The organism is Oceanobacillus alkalisoli (genome assembly GCF_022213125.1).
In the GTDB taxonomy this organism is placed as follows: domain Bacteria; phylum Bacillota; class Bacilli; order Bacillales; family Amphibacillaceae; genus Oceanobacillus; species Oceanobacillus alkalisoli.
Genome location: NZ_JAKNRA010000005.1, coordinates 1 through 14,556 on the forward strand (window position 1 = coordinate 1; position 14,556 = coordinate 14,556).

The following is a 14,556-nucleotide window of genomic DNA, read 5'->3' on the forward strand; positions in this document are numbered from 1 at the left end:
ACAATACAGCTTGAACCCTTTCATCCAATGTGTGTTTCATTACTTTCTCAGACATAATAAAAACTCCCTTTATAGTAGTAGAGATCTTTTATTATTTCTCTGTCTACTATAAAGGGAGCATATCACAGTGCATTTGTCCCACTTCCGTTCATCTTTCTTCATTTTCTGCCCATACTTTAAAATCTACCGCCGTCTCCAATTCCCGAAGAATCTTACCATCATGGAATGAAGTAGTCGCTTTAACCGTATAGTATCCCGGAGGAAAATCGCATCTATCTTTAAAATCCTCGATAAACTCCACATGTTGCTCATCCTCAAGTTCAAAAGAAAAGACTCCTTGCTTTAAATACTTCTCCCGATACGCCTCTCCTCCCGCAAGCTCTGTCTCAATTCCAATCTCCTGCACAGCAAACGGAACCACATAATCCCGCACCTGTTCCTTAATCTCAAATAATATCGCTGACGAAGCGTGCGTAATCTTAATCTCTCCTTTTCCGGTATAAGTAATCTCTCCATACAGTTCGATCTTTTCGCCTGCTTCATATTCCTCCTTAGCGCTTACAAGCTGGAATACAAAAGTATCCTCCACTGTTTCATCAAACGTTTGTTTAACTTTATAGTCCTTTACATCTTCATTCGTCACTTCATTTACCGCCCCACAGCCTGCGAGTATAAAAAGGAAGCAGAATAGCACAACTCTCACTTTCATCCAGCAAGCCCTCCTCTGTAAAAATAAAACACGCTACATAATAAGACGTTTACAAAGCGAATTAAGTTTCATTTCCCGCTGCGTTATATAGTAACCAACAACAAACATTTATGTTAAAGTAAGAAGAGATATCTTTTACAAGAAGAAAGGATTTTACAAATGAGTAAAACAGTAGTACTAGCTGAAAAACCTTCTGTCGGCCGTGACATCGCCCGTGTTCTCCAATGTAATAAAAAAGGGAACGGTTACCTGGAAGGTTCCAAATATATTGTAACTTGGGCTCTCGGTCATTTGATTACGCTCGCTGATCCGGAAGTGTATGATGATAAATATAAAACATGGAAACTCGACGATCTTCCAATGCTTCCACCCCATTTGAAATTAGTCGTCATTAAGAAAACTAGTAAACAATTTCAATCCGTTAAAAGCCAGTTGAACCGGAAAGATGTGAAAGACATTGTCGTTGCAACAGATGCTGGACGTGAAGGTGAGCTTGTTGCCCGCTGGATCATCGATAAAGCACGAGTCAATAAACCGGTTAAAAGGTTATGGATTTCCTCTGTCACAGATAAAGCAATCCGTGACGGATTCAAGAAACTGCAGCCAGGTGATAAATATATTAATTTATACGACTCCGCGGTTGCTCGCTCTGAAGCAGATTGGTATGTTGGCTTGAACGCAACCCGGGCACTCACAACGAAATTCAATGCTCAGTTATCCACTGGACGGGTGCAGACACCGACACTTGGCATGGTGGCGACGAGAGAAAAAGAAATCAATGAATTTAAACCGAAAACATACTATGGTCTACAGGCGAAAGTTACGGGTGGCGTCACGTATACATGGCGGGATGACAAGAATAATACTCGCATCTTCCAGAAAGAAAAGGCAGACAAACTTTTCCAGTCTTTAAAGGGAGAAACATTAACAATTGACCGAATCGATAAGGCAGCCAAGAAAAAATACGCGCCGCAACTCTATGATTTAACCGAACTGCAGCGTGATGCGAACCGCTTATTCGGATTCTCCGGTAAACAAACCTTATCGATTATGCAAAGTCTTTACGAACGCCATAAAGTTTTGACCTATCCGCGAACCGATTCAAGGGTGATCTCAACGGATATTGTCCCAACCCTGAACGAGCGGCTTGAAGCATGTGGAATCGATCAATACGCAAGCGTTGCCCAGACGATTCTTAGAAAAGGAATTAAAAGACTGCCAAAATCAGTTGTCGATAACGCGAAAGTAAGTGATCACCACGCGATTATTCCTACAGAAGAGCCGGTCTATTTGTCAAATCTCGATGCAAAGGAACGCCGCATTTATGATTTAGTCGTCAAACGGTTCTTAGCTGTCCTAATGGACCCTTATGAATATGAACAAACAACGATTCATGCGAGAATTTCCGAGGAAGCTTTTACAGCAAACGGAAGAATTATTAAAAACCAAGGCTGGAGAACGCTTTACGACCGAAGTTTTGACGAAGATGATTTTGATAATCAGTCTCTTCCAAGTGTAAAACAAGGAGATACATTCACAAACTTCACCCTCAATTTAACGAATGGTGAAACAAAGCCGCCAGAACGATTTACGGAAGGTGCTTTGCTGCAAGCGATGGAAAATCCAGTCCGCTATATGGATGCAGATGAAAAACATTTGGCAGGCACCTTACAAAAATCAGGTGGAATCGGCACGGTCGCAACCCGAGCTGATATTATCGACAAGCTCTTCAACAGTGAATATATGGAGTTAAAGGGCAAACACATTTTCATCACACCAAAGGGTAAACAATTGCTTGATCTCGCTCCAGAAGACTTGCGCTCTCCTGCTTTAACGGCTGAATGGGAACAGAAGTTGAGCCTAATAGCCGACGGAAAACTGAACAAAAATAAATTTATCGCTGAGATCAAAGATTACACGAAAGAAATTATTCAAGAAATCAAAGCAAATGACGCGACATTCAAACATGATAATATTACTGGCACAAAATGTCCGGACTGCGGTAAATTAATGCTTGAAGTGAGAAACAGACACGGGCGCATGCTCGTCTGTCAAGATCGCTCCTGCGGACATAAGAAAAATATCGCCAAACGCACCAATGCCCGCTGTCCGAATTGCCATAAACGGTTGGAACTGCGCGGGGAAGGTGAGGGCCAAATCTTCACCTGTTCTTGCGGACACCGTGAAAAACTTTCTACCTTCAATAAAAGAAAGCAACATGAGAAAAAACATAAAGTATCGAAACGCGATGTCAACAAATACCTTAAAAACCAGGACGACGGCTTTAAAAACAACGCCCTCGCCGAACAGCTCGCAAAACTTAGAGATAAAAAGTAACACAAATGGGACAAAGGCGGAAGCGCCCGTTTAGCAACGTACAAACTGGAGCACTTCGAGGGGGAGATAAAGGAAACATGCCCCTTTAGGGGGTAGACGTGAGTTGGGCCTTGGCCCGTACTTAGTCGGCCTTCCTTTCCTCTTTGAGTTGATGTTGACTTTCACCACAAGGGTATAAGGGCGACTAAGCCTCACAAAGATCAAACGGCTAAGTCTTCTTTATCGATTGAAGAAGTGTGAAGTTTGGGACTGCGCATTGCTCGTCCCACTAAAAGATCTGCTAGTTGCTGGGCGCAGAGCGGACATGGCTAGCGCTAGTAACTTTAGTTATCCACAATTTTTTTATTTTATAGTTACCTATGCAAGGACAAAAGCTCTGACCCCCCATGTCTCGCCGCAACTGGGACAGAGGGTCAGAGCTTTTGTCCCATTAAACCATAAATAAACCCTGTATCGGATTTTTCCAATACAGGGTTTATTTGAATAACGTATTTATTCACTAGACTCCAGCTTCTCATCTTTATATTCCTCTTTTAAATCGTCTTGCACTGTATTTTTCTCCATCGAAACACCATTTCGGTAAGCCGATCGATTAATAAGTAAAGCACCAAGAGGAGCTGTCATAAAGACAAATAATATCGCCAATAGAATCTTAACATTAAAGATCCCTTCTGGAATAAAATAAATGAAAGCTGCAATCATGAGAGAGATCATTCCAAATGTGGAACTCTTCCCAGCAGCATGAACCCGGCTATACACATCATGCAGCCGTATTACCCCAATCGCACTTAGAAAAGTGAAGAAAGAACCTACGATGAGGAAGAAACTAGTAATGATTTCAGTCGTCGTCAAATACAGCACCCCTTTCAATAAACTTGGACATGGCGACCGTTCCGACAAACGAAAGGATACTTAACACGAGAGCGACTTCAGAATAAGCAATTGTATCCTGCAAGATCATAATAATGCCGATGAAACCGACTAACGTCACACCAAACGCATCAAGTCCGACTATCCGATCACTTACCGTCGGACCAATGAGGATTCGGATTAAAAAGATAAGTAATGAAATCATAATGACGATAAGCACTGTATATACAATAATCGTAAACATTACTTCGTCACCTCCATAATCGCCCGTTCAAAGCTATTATGAATATCTTCTATCATCTCATCCTCATCTGGAACATCGATGGCATGAATATAAATGGTCTTATTATCGGGCGAAAAGTCCATCGAAACCGTTCCCGGTGTAAGCGAGATTAAAGCCGCGAGCAGTGTAATTTCGATCTCCGTATTGAGCTTCGTGCGTACGGCGACAATTCCAGGCTGATGGTCCATCTGCGGCTTTAACACAACTTTCACCATATCGATATTCGCTTTTGTTAGTTCTATGACAAACAAGAAGAATAACTTCACCACAGCCCAAAGCCTTATTTTGCGCAGGTCAACTTTCACCATGAGAAACTTCCTCATCAAGTAAAGAATCAGGATACCAATCAGATAGCCGAATACGAAGCTCGCTGGTGTAAAACTGCTTTGTAAGAACATCCATAGCACTGCGATTAATATATTGAGTAAAATTTGAAATGCCATATTACCTACTCCTTCAGCACAGAGTCAATATAGATTTGTGGATCCATAATTTGCTCCGCTACCTCTAATGAATATTGGAACATCGGCTCAGCAGCTAGTCCAAGGATGATTGTTAATGCGACAAGCGGTGCGATTGGTGCAAGTAATTTACCAATCTTGATTTTCGCTTGCTCTTCGGTATGTTTCTGTTTACCCCAAAACGCGTAACCAAAGATTTTCATCATCGAGAAGAGGGTTAGTAAACCAACTAATAAAGCTACTCCGGCAATTACATACTGTCCTTCCTGGAAACCAGCAAGTATAATCGGAAACTTACTGAAGAACCCACTAAACGGCGGGATCCCGGCAAGGGAAATAGCACTGATAAAGAAGAGCCAAGCGAGCCATGGATGGGTTTTAAGCAATCCACCCATTTGCTTTAAATCACTTACGCCAGTTACACGCTTAGCCGCTCCTTCAAACAGGAAGAGCGCTGTTTTAACAATCATATGGTGCGCTATGTAATATATCGCTCCCGCAACAGCAAGCGGAGTAAAAATCCCAAGCCCCATCACCATGTAACCGACCTGGCTGATGATGTGATAGGATAAGATTCGCTTAAAATCGAACTGTGATACAGCCCCTAGTACCCCGAGCAGCATCGTAAACCCGGCCGCAATCGTAATAATGAACTTATGTGTAAATCCTGCATCATGGTAAAAAATCAACGTAAACACACGAATAATGGCATAGATTCCGACTTTCGTTAAGAGCCCACCGAATAAAGCGGCAATTGCGGCAGGTGGACCGAAGTATGATTTCGGCAACCAGAAATAAAGCGGGAACAAAGCCCCTTTTGTTGCAAATACGATAAAGAACATCATCGCAATCGTATTGATGACCCCTGTTTGTTCCAGCTCAGCAACCCGTTCCGAGAGATGTGCCATATTGAGCGTTCCCGTCACCGAATACAGCCAAGCAACCGCAACAACAAATAACGCTGAAGTAAATACGTTGATAATAACGTATTTGAAAGATTCACGGAGCTGGTATTTCGTACCGCCATGGACGATCAGACCGTAAGATGCAAGTAACAATACTTCGAAAAAGACAAACAGGTTAAAAATATCACCAGTTAGAAATGCACCGTTCACTCCAACTAGCAGGAAAAAGTAAAATGGGTAAAAATAAAATCTTTCCCTTTTCGGTGTAATTGTTTTAAAAGCAAAAAATAAACAAGCTATAGCAAGAATCGCCGTAAGTAGCAACATCAAGGTCGCAAACATATCTGCGACAAGCACGATTCCAAACGGTGCTGGCCAATCCCCTGCTTCAAGTACAATGATACCATCCACATAAACGAGAACTGCTAAATAAATAGCGAAAAGGAGCAGGACGATTGATGTCAACCCACTAATTACACGTTGGAGCTTGTGATGCTTAGCAAATATGATTAGTATAGCCCCGATAATAAACGGAATAATGATCGGGAGTATGATTATGTTACTCATCAGCAGACCCCCTTAATTGATCTAGATCTTCTGTTTTATGTTCTTTATATGTCCGGTATCCCATCACAAGCAACATCGAGGTCACCCCAAATGCGATAACAATCGCTGTTAATACAAGTGCTTGTGGTAAAGGATCTGTGAAATTCTCCTCTCCTATATTTAAAAGCGGCGGTGCACCTCGCTGCAATTCAGACATCGTAATTAAAAGCAGATGCACCCCATGTGAAATAGTCAATGTACCAAGGATGACCCGGATTAAGTTTCTTGACAACAGTAGATACACACTTACTGCAAAAACAATTCCAATCACAATTGACATTACGATTTCCATTATTCATCATCCCCCGCAATCACTAAAATAATTGACATCGCTGCTCCGACTACAACGAGGTATACTCCTAAGTCAAAGGATAATGCGCTTGTCAATTCCACTTCACCGAAGAATGGAATATGAAAATAATCAAAGAACTGGGTGAGAAATGGATAATCGAATAACATACTTGCAATACCAGTTCCTACCCCAAATAACAAACCGATCCCGATAAGAATCGTGAAATCAAATGGAATTACTTTTTTCATAATTTTTTTATCAAAGGCAAGATACAAAATTAAAAATGCACTTGCCGTCATTAAACCACCAATAAATCCTCCACCCGGGGAGTTATGCCCCGCAAAAAAAAGATAAAAAGAAAAAGCAAAGACGATAATAGTAATATATCGCATGGCTGTTTGGAGCATCATATTGTTTGCCGGGCTTTTCCTCATACGTCTTCACCTTCCTTTAATCTGAGTTTAATAAATGAGATGACCCCGAGTGCGGCAATAGCCAGCACGAGAATCTCAAGCATTGTATCCAATCCACGAAAGTCAACAAGAATAACGTTAACAATGTTGTAACCACCTGCAAGTACTTTCGAGTTTTCAATAAAGTATTCTCGAATCGACGAAAATCCAGTTTCACTACCAAATGCAAAGGCACTAATGGACACTAAGGTAATCATTGCACCAACAGATATCGATACAATCAGATTAACGATTTTCGTAGAGGATTTTATTTTTTCTTTCTTCAGTTTAGGTAAATGAACAAAGACGAGCATGAATAAAATAACGGACACCGTTTCAATGAGCAATTGGGTGAGTGCCAAATCAGGTGCACGGAATATCGTGAACATAATGGCGACAAGATAACCTGCCGCACCTGTTACAATGATTGCTGTCATCCGATTATTGATGAACGGGACAGCGACAATCGATGCAACGAAAGCAATGAGGACAAGCCACATATATGGTTCGACCGGTGATAAATTATCCGTACTCAGCATAAATCCATCGTACTTGAACATCGTATAAAAAATGAGCAGCACCATAAACACACACATATAAACAAAGTAATCCCGTAATCTACCGGTTATTTGCGCTCTTGTAATCACTTGCGAACCTTTAATCAGACCATCATAACCTTGGTCATAGACATAGTTGAAGATATCCTGCTCCGTCTGGTAAAAACCGAACTTAGACCACTTGCTCATCGTACGGTACAGAAGAATCCCGATAAGAAATACACCAATCGTCATCCAGAGTTCCAAATTAAACCCGTGCCAATGCGTGATATATACTTCAAATCGTTCTCCTGCAGATAATATTCCTGGCAGGATGGATTGCATTGCCGGTTCAATAATGGAATATGCCAAGATATGCGGGAACAATCCGAATACAATAACGAGTGTAATTAAAACAATTGGACTGATCAGCATGCCAAATGGTGCTTCACGTACTTTATTGACATTGAGCTTTTCCAATTGGAACTTGCCACGAAATGTTTTAAAAAATAGAATGGCACAATATAGAAACGTGAATATACTCGCAATCCAAGCAATGATCGGAAGGAACATCCCCCACGTATCCAAATTGAAAATTCCGTATTGGGAAGCTTGAACCATCCCTGTAAAAAACAATTCTTTCGACAAGAAACCGTTTAGCGGAGGAATTCCTGCCATCGCAGCAAGGCCGAACAAGGAAATCGTTGCCGTAATCGGCATGAACGTCATCAACCCACCGAGTTTACGAATATCACGCGTTCCCGTTTGATGATCTACAATTCCAGCTGCCATAAATAAACTTCCTTTAAAGGTTGCATGGTTTATTAAATGAAATACCGCAGCAAGAATCGCTGTCGTATAGAGCAGGTTATCACCATCATTAAAGTAATAAGCAGCCGAACCAGCGCCAAGTAGACTCATAATCATTCCAAGCTGACTGACTGTGGAAAATGCCAAAATTGATTTCAAGTCTTTTTGCCGTACTGCTTGAACAGAGCCCCAAATCAATGTAGTAAGCCCTGCCAGTGTAATGATCCAGAACCATGTTGCCCCGCCACCGAAAATTGGAGTTACACGAGCAACGAGATAGATTCCCGCCTTAACCATTGTAGCTGAGTGCAAGTATGCACTGACTGGAGTTGGCGCCTCCATAGCATCGGGCAACCAGATGTGGAATGGAAACTGTGCTGATTTTGTAAATGCACCAAGCAACACGAAGAGCATTGCTGGAATAAACAAGGAGCTTGCCGTGACAAGATCCACATTCGCGATAATTTCCCTAATACTGAACGTCCCAGTCATCACATAAATGAGCGAGAATCCACCAAGCATGCTTAAGCCGCCGAAAACGGTAATAAACATCGACTTTTGTGCTCCATATACCGATTTCTCACGATGGAACCAATAACTGATCAGGAGTGCGGAAGAGATGCTCGTAGCTTCCCAGAATACATAAAGAACAATCAGGTTATCGGATAAGACGACTCCAAGCATCGCACCCATAAATAAGAGAAGATAGACATAAAAGTTATTCAATTTCTCCTTTTTATCTGCTAAATAGTAAATCGAATATAAAACGACAAGCACACCTATACCGGTTATCAATAAGGCAAACAAGAGGCTTAAACCATCCACATATAAGTCAAAGTTTATCCCGAGTGAGGGGACCCAAGGAACATGCTCCGTAACGGTACCCCCGTCCCTTGTTACCGGCAAATAGTTAAAATAATAAATAAAAAGTACGAGCGGCAGAATAAGAACGAACCAACCTGTATGTATTTTTCGGAAATACTTATATAATAATGGAATAAATATTGCTAACAAAAAGGGAGAAATAGTAGCCCAATGTAAGAGTGTCAAATAAATTCCTCCTTTTCTCTAGAAAGCTTTAATAAGTTTTTATCTAGACACCGTATTCTAGTAATTCTAAGATATCGCACTATTCATTTGAGAACGTTCCCTTTAATCCGCTTACTCATACTATTATCCCTACTCACCCTTTCACCTATACCAAATAAAAAAAGAGCCTGAAAAAAGGCATAATTCGCCCTTTGTTGACAGACTCCTCCATGGTGGTGCACTTATCTACTTTTCGATTATTAATAGTTTAACTTACTTTACCAAAAAAATAAAGGTTGAACCGTAAATTTATTCGAAAAACTTTTCTTCACACGCTAAACATATCTCTTTTTGTCGACTAGCAAAGTAAGATGAGTTTGTGCTATGACAGGCTTTGACAAAGTTCTATTTTTGCTTTCCAGTAATCAATTCCCATACAGGTCTTTCGACTATGCCCAGCTCTATGTCATACACAACATTTCCGCGGACGATTGTTTTTGTAACACGGCAGCCAATTTTCCGCCCTTCATAGGCACTATGTTTGTTTTTATAATAAAGATTTTCACGTTCGACTACATATTCGCGGTTCGGATCGATTAAAATAATATCGGCATCCTTCGTAACAGCTAATGCACCCTTATTAGGTAATTGAAATCGTTTGGCCGGATTTGCAGCGATTTGTTTAGCAAATTCATGAACAGGCATGCCACGGTGTTTAACTGCCAAATCAAACATTAAATCAACACTGTTCTGTGCTCCGCTGATTCCGCCCCAGGCTTCAAAGATATTCCCTTCTTTCAGTTCTTCCGTACAAGGCGAGTGGTCAGAAGCAAGCCAGTCGATATTACCAGCCAACAGTTCATCCCACAGCTTTTCTTGATCTCGAGTTCGTCTAAGCGGTGGTTGACACTTGCCCTTGGAACGATTTGCTCTACATCTTCTGCGGTAAGCGCAAAATAATGCGGGCAGGATTCTACCGTCACGTCCATACCACTCTCACGCGCTTTTACAATTCGTTGGATTGCTTCAGAAGAACTGATATGGACAAAGTGAAGCTTACAGCCTGTCTCTTTTGCAAAAAGCAAAGCCCTTTGAACTGCTACCACTTCGGTAAATATCGGCCGGGAATCAACATAATCACCAGACTCGTCCTTCCTTCACGAATCATTTCTACATAACTTGTTGTTCCACCGGCTGCAAGACATGAGTATCGACTATTCCCGGTAAAACAAATTGATTGCTAGCATCAATGATTTCTTCTGTTTCCTCTGTTATATCTTCTGCTATTACAGCAATGGAACCGTCTTTGATTCCGATGTCCACTTGATAAACACCGTCCGTCAATACGACATTTCCATTTTTAATTACGATATCTAGCGCCATTGTCAGTGCTCCTCCTTTTGTTTCTTGGAAAAGCGAATGATACTCCCAAACGCGTGCTTGAGCTTTTGGTTTCCTCTAGCTTAAGCACGCAGGAGCTCTCTGAACTTCCCGCGCTTCCGGTTGATAAGTCAACATCGCCTCACTGCGTTCGGCGTGTTTCCTTTATCTTCCTGCACCGCGATCCAGTTCAGATGCTCCTAAACACGTGCTTTCACTTTTGGTTTGATTTGTGTTCCTGTTTTGCCTTGCATGGCTTGGTCGGCTTGGTCGAGGGAACAGATGATGGCTCGTTGGCCGGTTTGGGCAAATTTGATTGCTGCTTCCATTTTTGGACCCATGCTGCCTGCTGAGAAATGGCCTTCACTTACATATTTATTCGCTTCTTCCAACGTAACTTCAGTAAGTATCTCTTGTTCAGGTTTCCCGTAATTGATATATACATTATCTACATCGGTTAAAATCATAAACAGATCTGCATTAATTTCTTCTGCTAACTTAAAGGCGCTGCGGTCTTTGTCAATTACAGCATCGATTCCTTCATACGTTCCATCGTCCTGTTTCACAACCGGAACACCGCCACCACCGCTTGCAACGACGATTGTCCCCATCTCTGATAATTGTTGAATGGTGCTAGATCCGATAATCGACTTCGGTTCTGGTGAAGCTACGACTCGTCTCCAACCTCTTCCTGCATCCTCTTTTACCGTCCAGCCTTTGTCAGAAGCCAACTGTTTCGCCTCCTCTTCCGAATAAAAGACACCAATCGGTTTGGAAGGGTCCTCAAAGTCTGGATCAGCACTTGAAACTTCTGTCTGAGTAAGCATGACAGTGACCGGAGTTTCATTATTTAATTTCAGTAATTCATTTCTTAATGCCTGTTCAAGCATATAGCCGATGAATCCTTGAGATTCCGCGCTGCAAATAACTAATGGCATTGCCGGAACAACATGCTTCGCTTCTTCATTTTGCCTTAGAATGTTACCTACTTGGGGACCGTTTCCGTGCGTAACAACAACCGTATGGCCTTGATTAATAATCCTCGCAATAACTTCGGCACTTTTCTGGACATTTTCAAATTGTGTTTCATAAGTTGCTTCCTGCCCTGGTTGTAAGATTGCATTTCCACCTAATGCAATGACAATTCTTTCTCCCATTATGTTTCCTCCTTTACGCCAAGAGACCAAGTAGGATACGAATTTATCTAACAAAATCCGAACTGTGACTCATTGACAACCAATTATTGATTCAACTTTTCACCCTGAGTTTGTTATCAGAGAATTTTCCTTTATGATATAGAATATCATAAATTCCTTTAATGCTTAATCATTTTTTTGATTTTTTAGCTATTGACTGCTAACCAACAATGTGATAGTATTTTAAAAATATTTAAAATCATCCATTACTTTTTTTGAATCTTGGACCTATTTATTAGGCAGGATTCTTTCTGTTTTTTAAGAAGGTAAAAAGATGGGTGGCTAGAAAGGAAGTTTAAAAGATGTGCAAAGATATCGGTAAACATATTCATATCATCCGGGAAGATGAACAGGTTCTCTATACGACAGCATGCCCGAAGTGTTTCGAACAATTATTAAAAAATCCGCAAGTTCTCGAACAACTAAAATCAAAATCATAAGGTGTGTGGAAAATGATATCCGATAATTGGATAAAGAAAGAGAGGTCAATCTGTAGGACCTCTCTTTTTAATGCTTTTACTTAGTTGGTACTTGGCGTAATAATCTCTGTCCGGATGGCTGTTGCGTCTGTATACCGCTCAAGTAATTTGCGATATTCCGCCAACCACTTTTCCAACTCTTCTTGTTCCAGGTGGAAAGCATAGATAACACTTAGGACTTCACGTTTCCCCTCCTGAATCATCGCCCGATTACTGTCGCTCGTTGGATTGCCAAATGCTCCTTCTTCATCAAATAATACGGGCAGGTTTTCAATATTAATGTCAAATTTACCAATCCCATCATAACGTTCTCCAGCTGGTGCCGGACGTAATTCAATTTTCCCGCTTAGTGCTTGATTATCATAAGAACCAATAGAATAACCAGAGCGGATGGAAATTAAATTATTGATTTCCACTACATTATTGATCTTATATAAGCCATTCCCCTTCACAATTCGTCGCAGCATCGCTTCTGATGCATTACGATACTGAGAAGGAGATTTCCCCAACGTTTTATAAGCTTCCCTCGTCTCCTGAATATGCGGAACTTGCGCGATTTCACTCAACTCATAGCGCAAGCCAGTCTCCTCCACCGTCTCATCAAAATAATCGAGCAACCCACCATCACTCTTCTTCACATCAACAACATAATGAATAACCCCGAGCATCACCCCAGAAATCAAAACCTCCACCATCTCGCCTCCCTTTGGGACAGAGGGTCAGATTATTTGTCCCATTTTTCCTTCTACTTCATATATTGCCATAACTTTGAGGATGGGGACAAGGGGGTCAGTGTAACTGTCCCACCTGAAACGCGATAAATGCCCTGACCCCTTGTCCCCGCCAATGTTAAGTTTGAATTAATTTTCAGCTGGTTCCGTTGTTAGGAATGGATTGGCATGGTACAGTAATATTTCATTTTAGTATTTGCAGGTGGTGTTATTTGAATGAATAATAGAGAATCAATATTTAAAATCTGGTTAGAAATCTTTCTTGTATCGAGCCGACTTGGACTCACATCCTTTGGCGGCCCGGTTGCGCATCTAGGTTACTTCCATGAGGAATACATCCGCAGACGGAAATGGATGGATGAAAAAAGTTACGCGGATCTGGTTGCTCTTTGTCAGTTCCTTCCAGGCCCAGCGAGTAGTCAGGTTGGAATCGGAGTCGGCGTCTTGCGTGGAGGTTTTATCGGTGGAATCATATCTTTTCTAGGGTTTACACTGCCTTCTGTTGTCGCACTCATTGTGTTCGCCTCATTCTTGCATACTTTTGGGATAGAAGATGCTGGCTGGATTAATGGATTAAAAATTGTAGCCGTTGTTGTCGTAACGCACGCCATTTTAGGAATGGCAAAAAACTTTACTCCAGATATACAGACAAAAGTAATCGCCTTGTTCGCTTTAATTCTGACATTACTTTTCCATTCCGCATATACGCAAATTGCTGCGATTATTATTGCTGGTCTCGTTGGCTTTATCATTTTCCGAAAAGAAAATACAGGAGAGAAAGAGACAAATATCAATTTCCCGATATCCAAAAGAATGGGAGCTATATGTTTAAGTTTATTTTTCGGTATTCTTTTCCTGCTTCCAGTTGTTCGTGGATTTACTTCAAATCAATGGGTCGAGCTATTTGATGGCTTCTATCGCTCCGGTTCTCTTGTGTTTGGCGGCGGGCATGTGGTATTACCACTTCTCGAGCAAGAGTTCGTTCCAACAGGCTGGCTTAGTGAACAGGATTTCCTTGCAGGGTACGGTGCGACACAAGCGGTTCCTGGGCCATTGTTCACATTCGCCGCTTATATTGGCACCGTTATTAGTGGATGGCAGGGTGGACTGTTTGCAACATTTGCGATTTTTTTGCCAGCCTTTCTGCTCATTCTCGGTGCGTTGCCATTTTGGAATTCACTCCGAAAAAATCCAAAAATAAAAGCGGCTTTAATTGGTGTGAATGCTTCTGTGGTAGGTATTCTCCTTTCCGCACTTTACAATCCGATTTGGACAAGCTCTGTTCATGAGCCAGTCGACTTTGCTCTTGTAGCCGTATTATTCAGCATGCTGGCGTATTTCAAACTCCCACCCTGGATTGTCGTCCTCACCGGAGCAATTGGTGGATGGGCCATTAGTTTCCTTTAAGTCTTGTGCGACAATGGGGTCAGAGCAACCGTTCCACTTGAAGTGGGACAAGTGCTCTGACCCCATTGTCCCA

15 protein-coding genes are annotated in these 14,556 nt (G+C 41.6%); 3 read left to right on the top strand and 12 right to left on the bottom strand.

The annotated features are described in order from the left end of the window. Positions 1-148 precede the first annotated feature (148 nt). Complete coding sequence (locus L3V42_RS08495; RefSeq protein ID WP_238471768.1) at positions 149-709, bottom strand: hypothetical protein; 561 nt, start codon at positions 707-709, stop codon at positions 149-151. Between the two features lie 159 nt (positions 710-868). On the opposite strand from L3V42_RS08495, the gene L3V42_RS08500 reads away from it, so the two are divergent. Next, positions 869-3,046, top strand: coding sequence for a DNA topoisomerase III (locus L3V42_RS08500; protein ID WP_238471769.1), 2,178 nt, complete (start codon positions 869-871; stop codon positions 3,044-3,046). Between the two features lie 492 nt (positions 3,047-3,538). Here L3V42_RS08500 and mnhG read toward each other — a convergent pair whose 3' ends face one another. From mnhG to arcC, 10 genes are all read right to left on the bottom strand, one after another. Then, positions 3,539-3,907, bottom strand: a complete 369-nt coding sequence (gene mnhG / locus L3V42_RS08505; RefSeq protein WP_369412865.1) for a monovalent cation/H(+) antiporter subunit G — start codon at positions 3,905-3,907, stop codon at positions 3,539-3,541. Then, entirely contained in the window at positions 3,885-4,160 is a 276-nt protein-coding gene (locus L3V42_RS08510; protein WP_235763994.1) for a Na(+)/H(+) antiporter subunit F1, read from the bottom strand. The genes mnhG and L3V42_RS08510 overlap by 23 nt, the downstream gene beginning before the upstream one ends. Then, positions 4,160-4,642, bottom strand: a complete 483-nt coding sequence (locus L3V42_RS08515) for a Na+/H+ antiporter subunit E (protein ID WP_235763995.1) — start codon at positions 4,640-4,642, stop codon at positions 4,160-4,162. Before L3V42_RS08515 ends, L3V42_RS08510 begins: the two co-directional genes overlap by 1 nt. 5 nt (positions 4,643-4,647) lie before the next feature. Then, positions 4,648-6,132, bottom strand: a complete 1,485-nt coding sequence (locus L3V42_RS08520; RefSeq protein ID WP_238471771.1) for a Na+/H+ antiporter subunit D — start codon at positions 6,130-6,132, stop codon at positions 4,648-4,650. Then, positions 6,125-6,463, bottom strand: a complete 339-nt coding sequence (locus L3V42_RS08525; protein ID WP_238471772.1) for a Na(+)/H(+) antiporter subunit C — start codon at positions 6,461-6,463, stop codon at positions 6,125-6,127. Before L3V42_RS08525 ends, L3V42_RS08520 begins: the two co-directional genes overlap by 8 nt. Beyond that, the gene (locus tag L3V42_RS08530) at positions 6,463-6,897 is read right to left on the bottom strand and encodes a Na(+)/H(+) antiporter subunit B (RefSeq protein WP_238471773.1); all 435 of its coding nucleotides are present in this window, start codon (positions 6,895-6,897) and stop codon (positions 6,463-6,465) included. The genes L3V42_RS08525 and L3V42_RS08530 overlap by 1 nt, the downstream gene beginning before the upstream one ends. Continuing rightward, the gene (locus L3V42_RS08535) at positions 6,894-9,311 is read right to left on the bottom strand and encodes a Na+/H+ antiporter subunit A (RefSeq protein ID WP_238471774.1); all 2,418 of its coding nucleotides are present in this window, start codon (positions 9,309-9,311) and stop codon (positions 6,894-6,896) included. Before L3V42_RS08535 ends, L3V42_RS08530 begins: the two co-directional genes overlap by 4 nt. 384 nt (positions 9,312-9,695) lie before the next feature. Continuing rightward, complete coding sequence (locus L3V42_RS18500) at positions 9,696-10,262, bottom strand: amidohydrolase family protein (protein ID WP_369412872.1); 567 nt, start codon at positions 10,260-10,262, stop codon at positions 9,696-9,698. 198 nt (positions 10,263-10,460) lie between these two features. Continuing rightward, positions 10,461-10,673: a hypothetical protein gene (locus L3V42_RS18505; protein WP_310739864.1), complete on the bottom strand. Its 213-nt coding sequence runs from the start codon at positions 10,671-10,673 to the stop codon at positions 10,461-10,463. A gap of 197 nt (positions 10,674-10,870) precedes the next feature. After that, entirely contained in the window at positions 10,871-11,827 is a 957-nt protein-coding gene (gene arcC / locus L3V42_RS08545; RefSeq protein ID WP_235764000.1) for a carbamate kinase, read from the bottom strand. Between the two features lie 341 nt (positions 11,828-12,168). Here arcC and L3V42_RS08550 point away from each other — a divergent pair, with 341 nt between their 5' ends. Beyond that, the gene (locus tag L3V42_RS08550; RefSeq protein WP_235764001.1) at positions 12,169-12,306 is read left to right on the top strand and encodes a hypothetical protein; all 138 of its coding nucleotides are present in this window, start codon (positions 12,169-12,171) and stop codon (positions 12,304-12,306) included. Between the two features lie 80 nt (positions 12,307-12,386). Here L3V42_RS08550 and L3V42_RS08555 read toward each other — a convergent pair whose 3' ends face one another. Beyond that, a complete protein-coding gene (locus tag L3V42_RS08555; RefSeq protein WP_238471775.1) occupies positions 12,387-13,037 on the bottom strand; it encodes a B3/B4 domain-containing protein in 651 nt (216 codons plus the stop codon). Positions 13,038-13,292: 255 nt separating this feature from the next. Between L3V42_RS08555 and L3V42_RS08560 the strand changes: the two genes are divergently transcribed. Beyond that, complete coding sequence (locus L3V42_RS08560; RefSeq protein WP_238471776.1) at positions 13,293-14,483, top strand: chromate transporter; 1,191 nt, start codon at positions 13,293-13,295, stop codon at positions 14,481-14,483. Positions 14,484-14,556: the final 73 nt, after the last annotated feature.

Excerpts from the sequence above, each read along its gene's own strand:
- L3V42_RS08495 (WP_238471768.1), bottom strand. The coding sequence starts at position 709 with ATGAAAGTGAGAGTTGTGCTATTCTGCTTCCTTTTTATACTCGCAGGC.
- L3V42_RS08550 (WP_235764001.1), top strand. The coding sequence starts at position 12,169 with ATGTGCAAAGATATCGGTAAACATATTCATATCATCCGGGAAGATGAA.
- L3V42_RS18505 (WP_310739864.1), bottom strand. The coding sequence starts at position 10,673 with ATGGCGCTAGATATCGTAATTAAAAATGGAAATGTCGTATTGACGGAC.
- L3V42_RS08500 (WP_238471769.1), top strand. The coding sequence starts at position 869 with ATGAGTAAAACAGTAGTACTAGCTGAAAAACCTTCTGTCGGCCGTGAC.
- L3V42_RS08515 (WP_235763995.1), bottom strand. The coding sequence starts at position 4,642 with ATGGCATTTCAAATTTTACTCAATATATTAATCGCAGTGCTATGGATG.
- L3V42_RS08510 (WP_235763994.1), bottom strand. The coding sequence starts at position 4,160 with ATGTTTACGATTATTGTATATACAGTGCTTATCGTCATTATGATTTCA.
- arcC (WP_235764000.1), bottom strand. The coding sequence starts at position 11,827 with ATGGGAGAAAGAATTGTCATTGCATTAGGTGGAAATGCAATCTTACAA.
- L3V42_RS08530 (WP_238471773.1), bottom strand. The coding sequence starts at position 6,897 with ATGAGGAAAAGCCCGGCAAACAATATGATGCTCCAAACAGCCATGCGA.
- L3V42_RS08525 (WP_238471772.1), bottom strand. The coding sequence starts at position 6,463 with ATGGAAATCGTAATGTCAATTGTGATTGGAATTGTTTTTGCAGTAAGT.
- L3V42_RS08560 (WP_238471776.1), top strand. The coding sequence starts at position 13,293 with ATGAATAATAGAGAATCAATATTTAAAATCTGGTTAGAAATCTTTCTT.
- L3V42_RS08520 (WP_238471771.1), bottom strand. The coding sequence starts at position 6,132 with ATGAGTAACATAATCATACTCCCGATCATTATTCCGTTTATTATCGGG.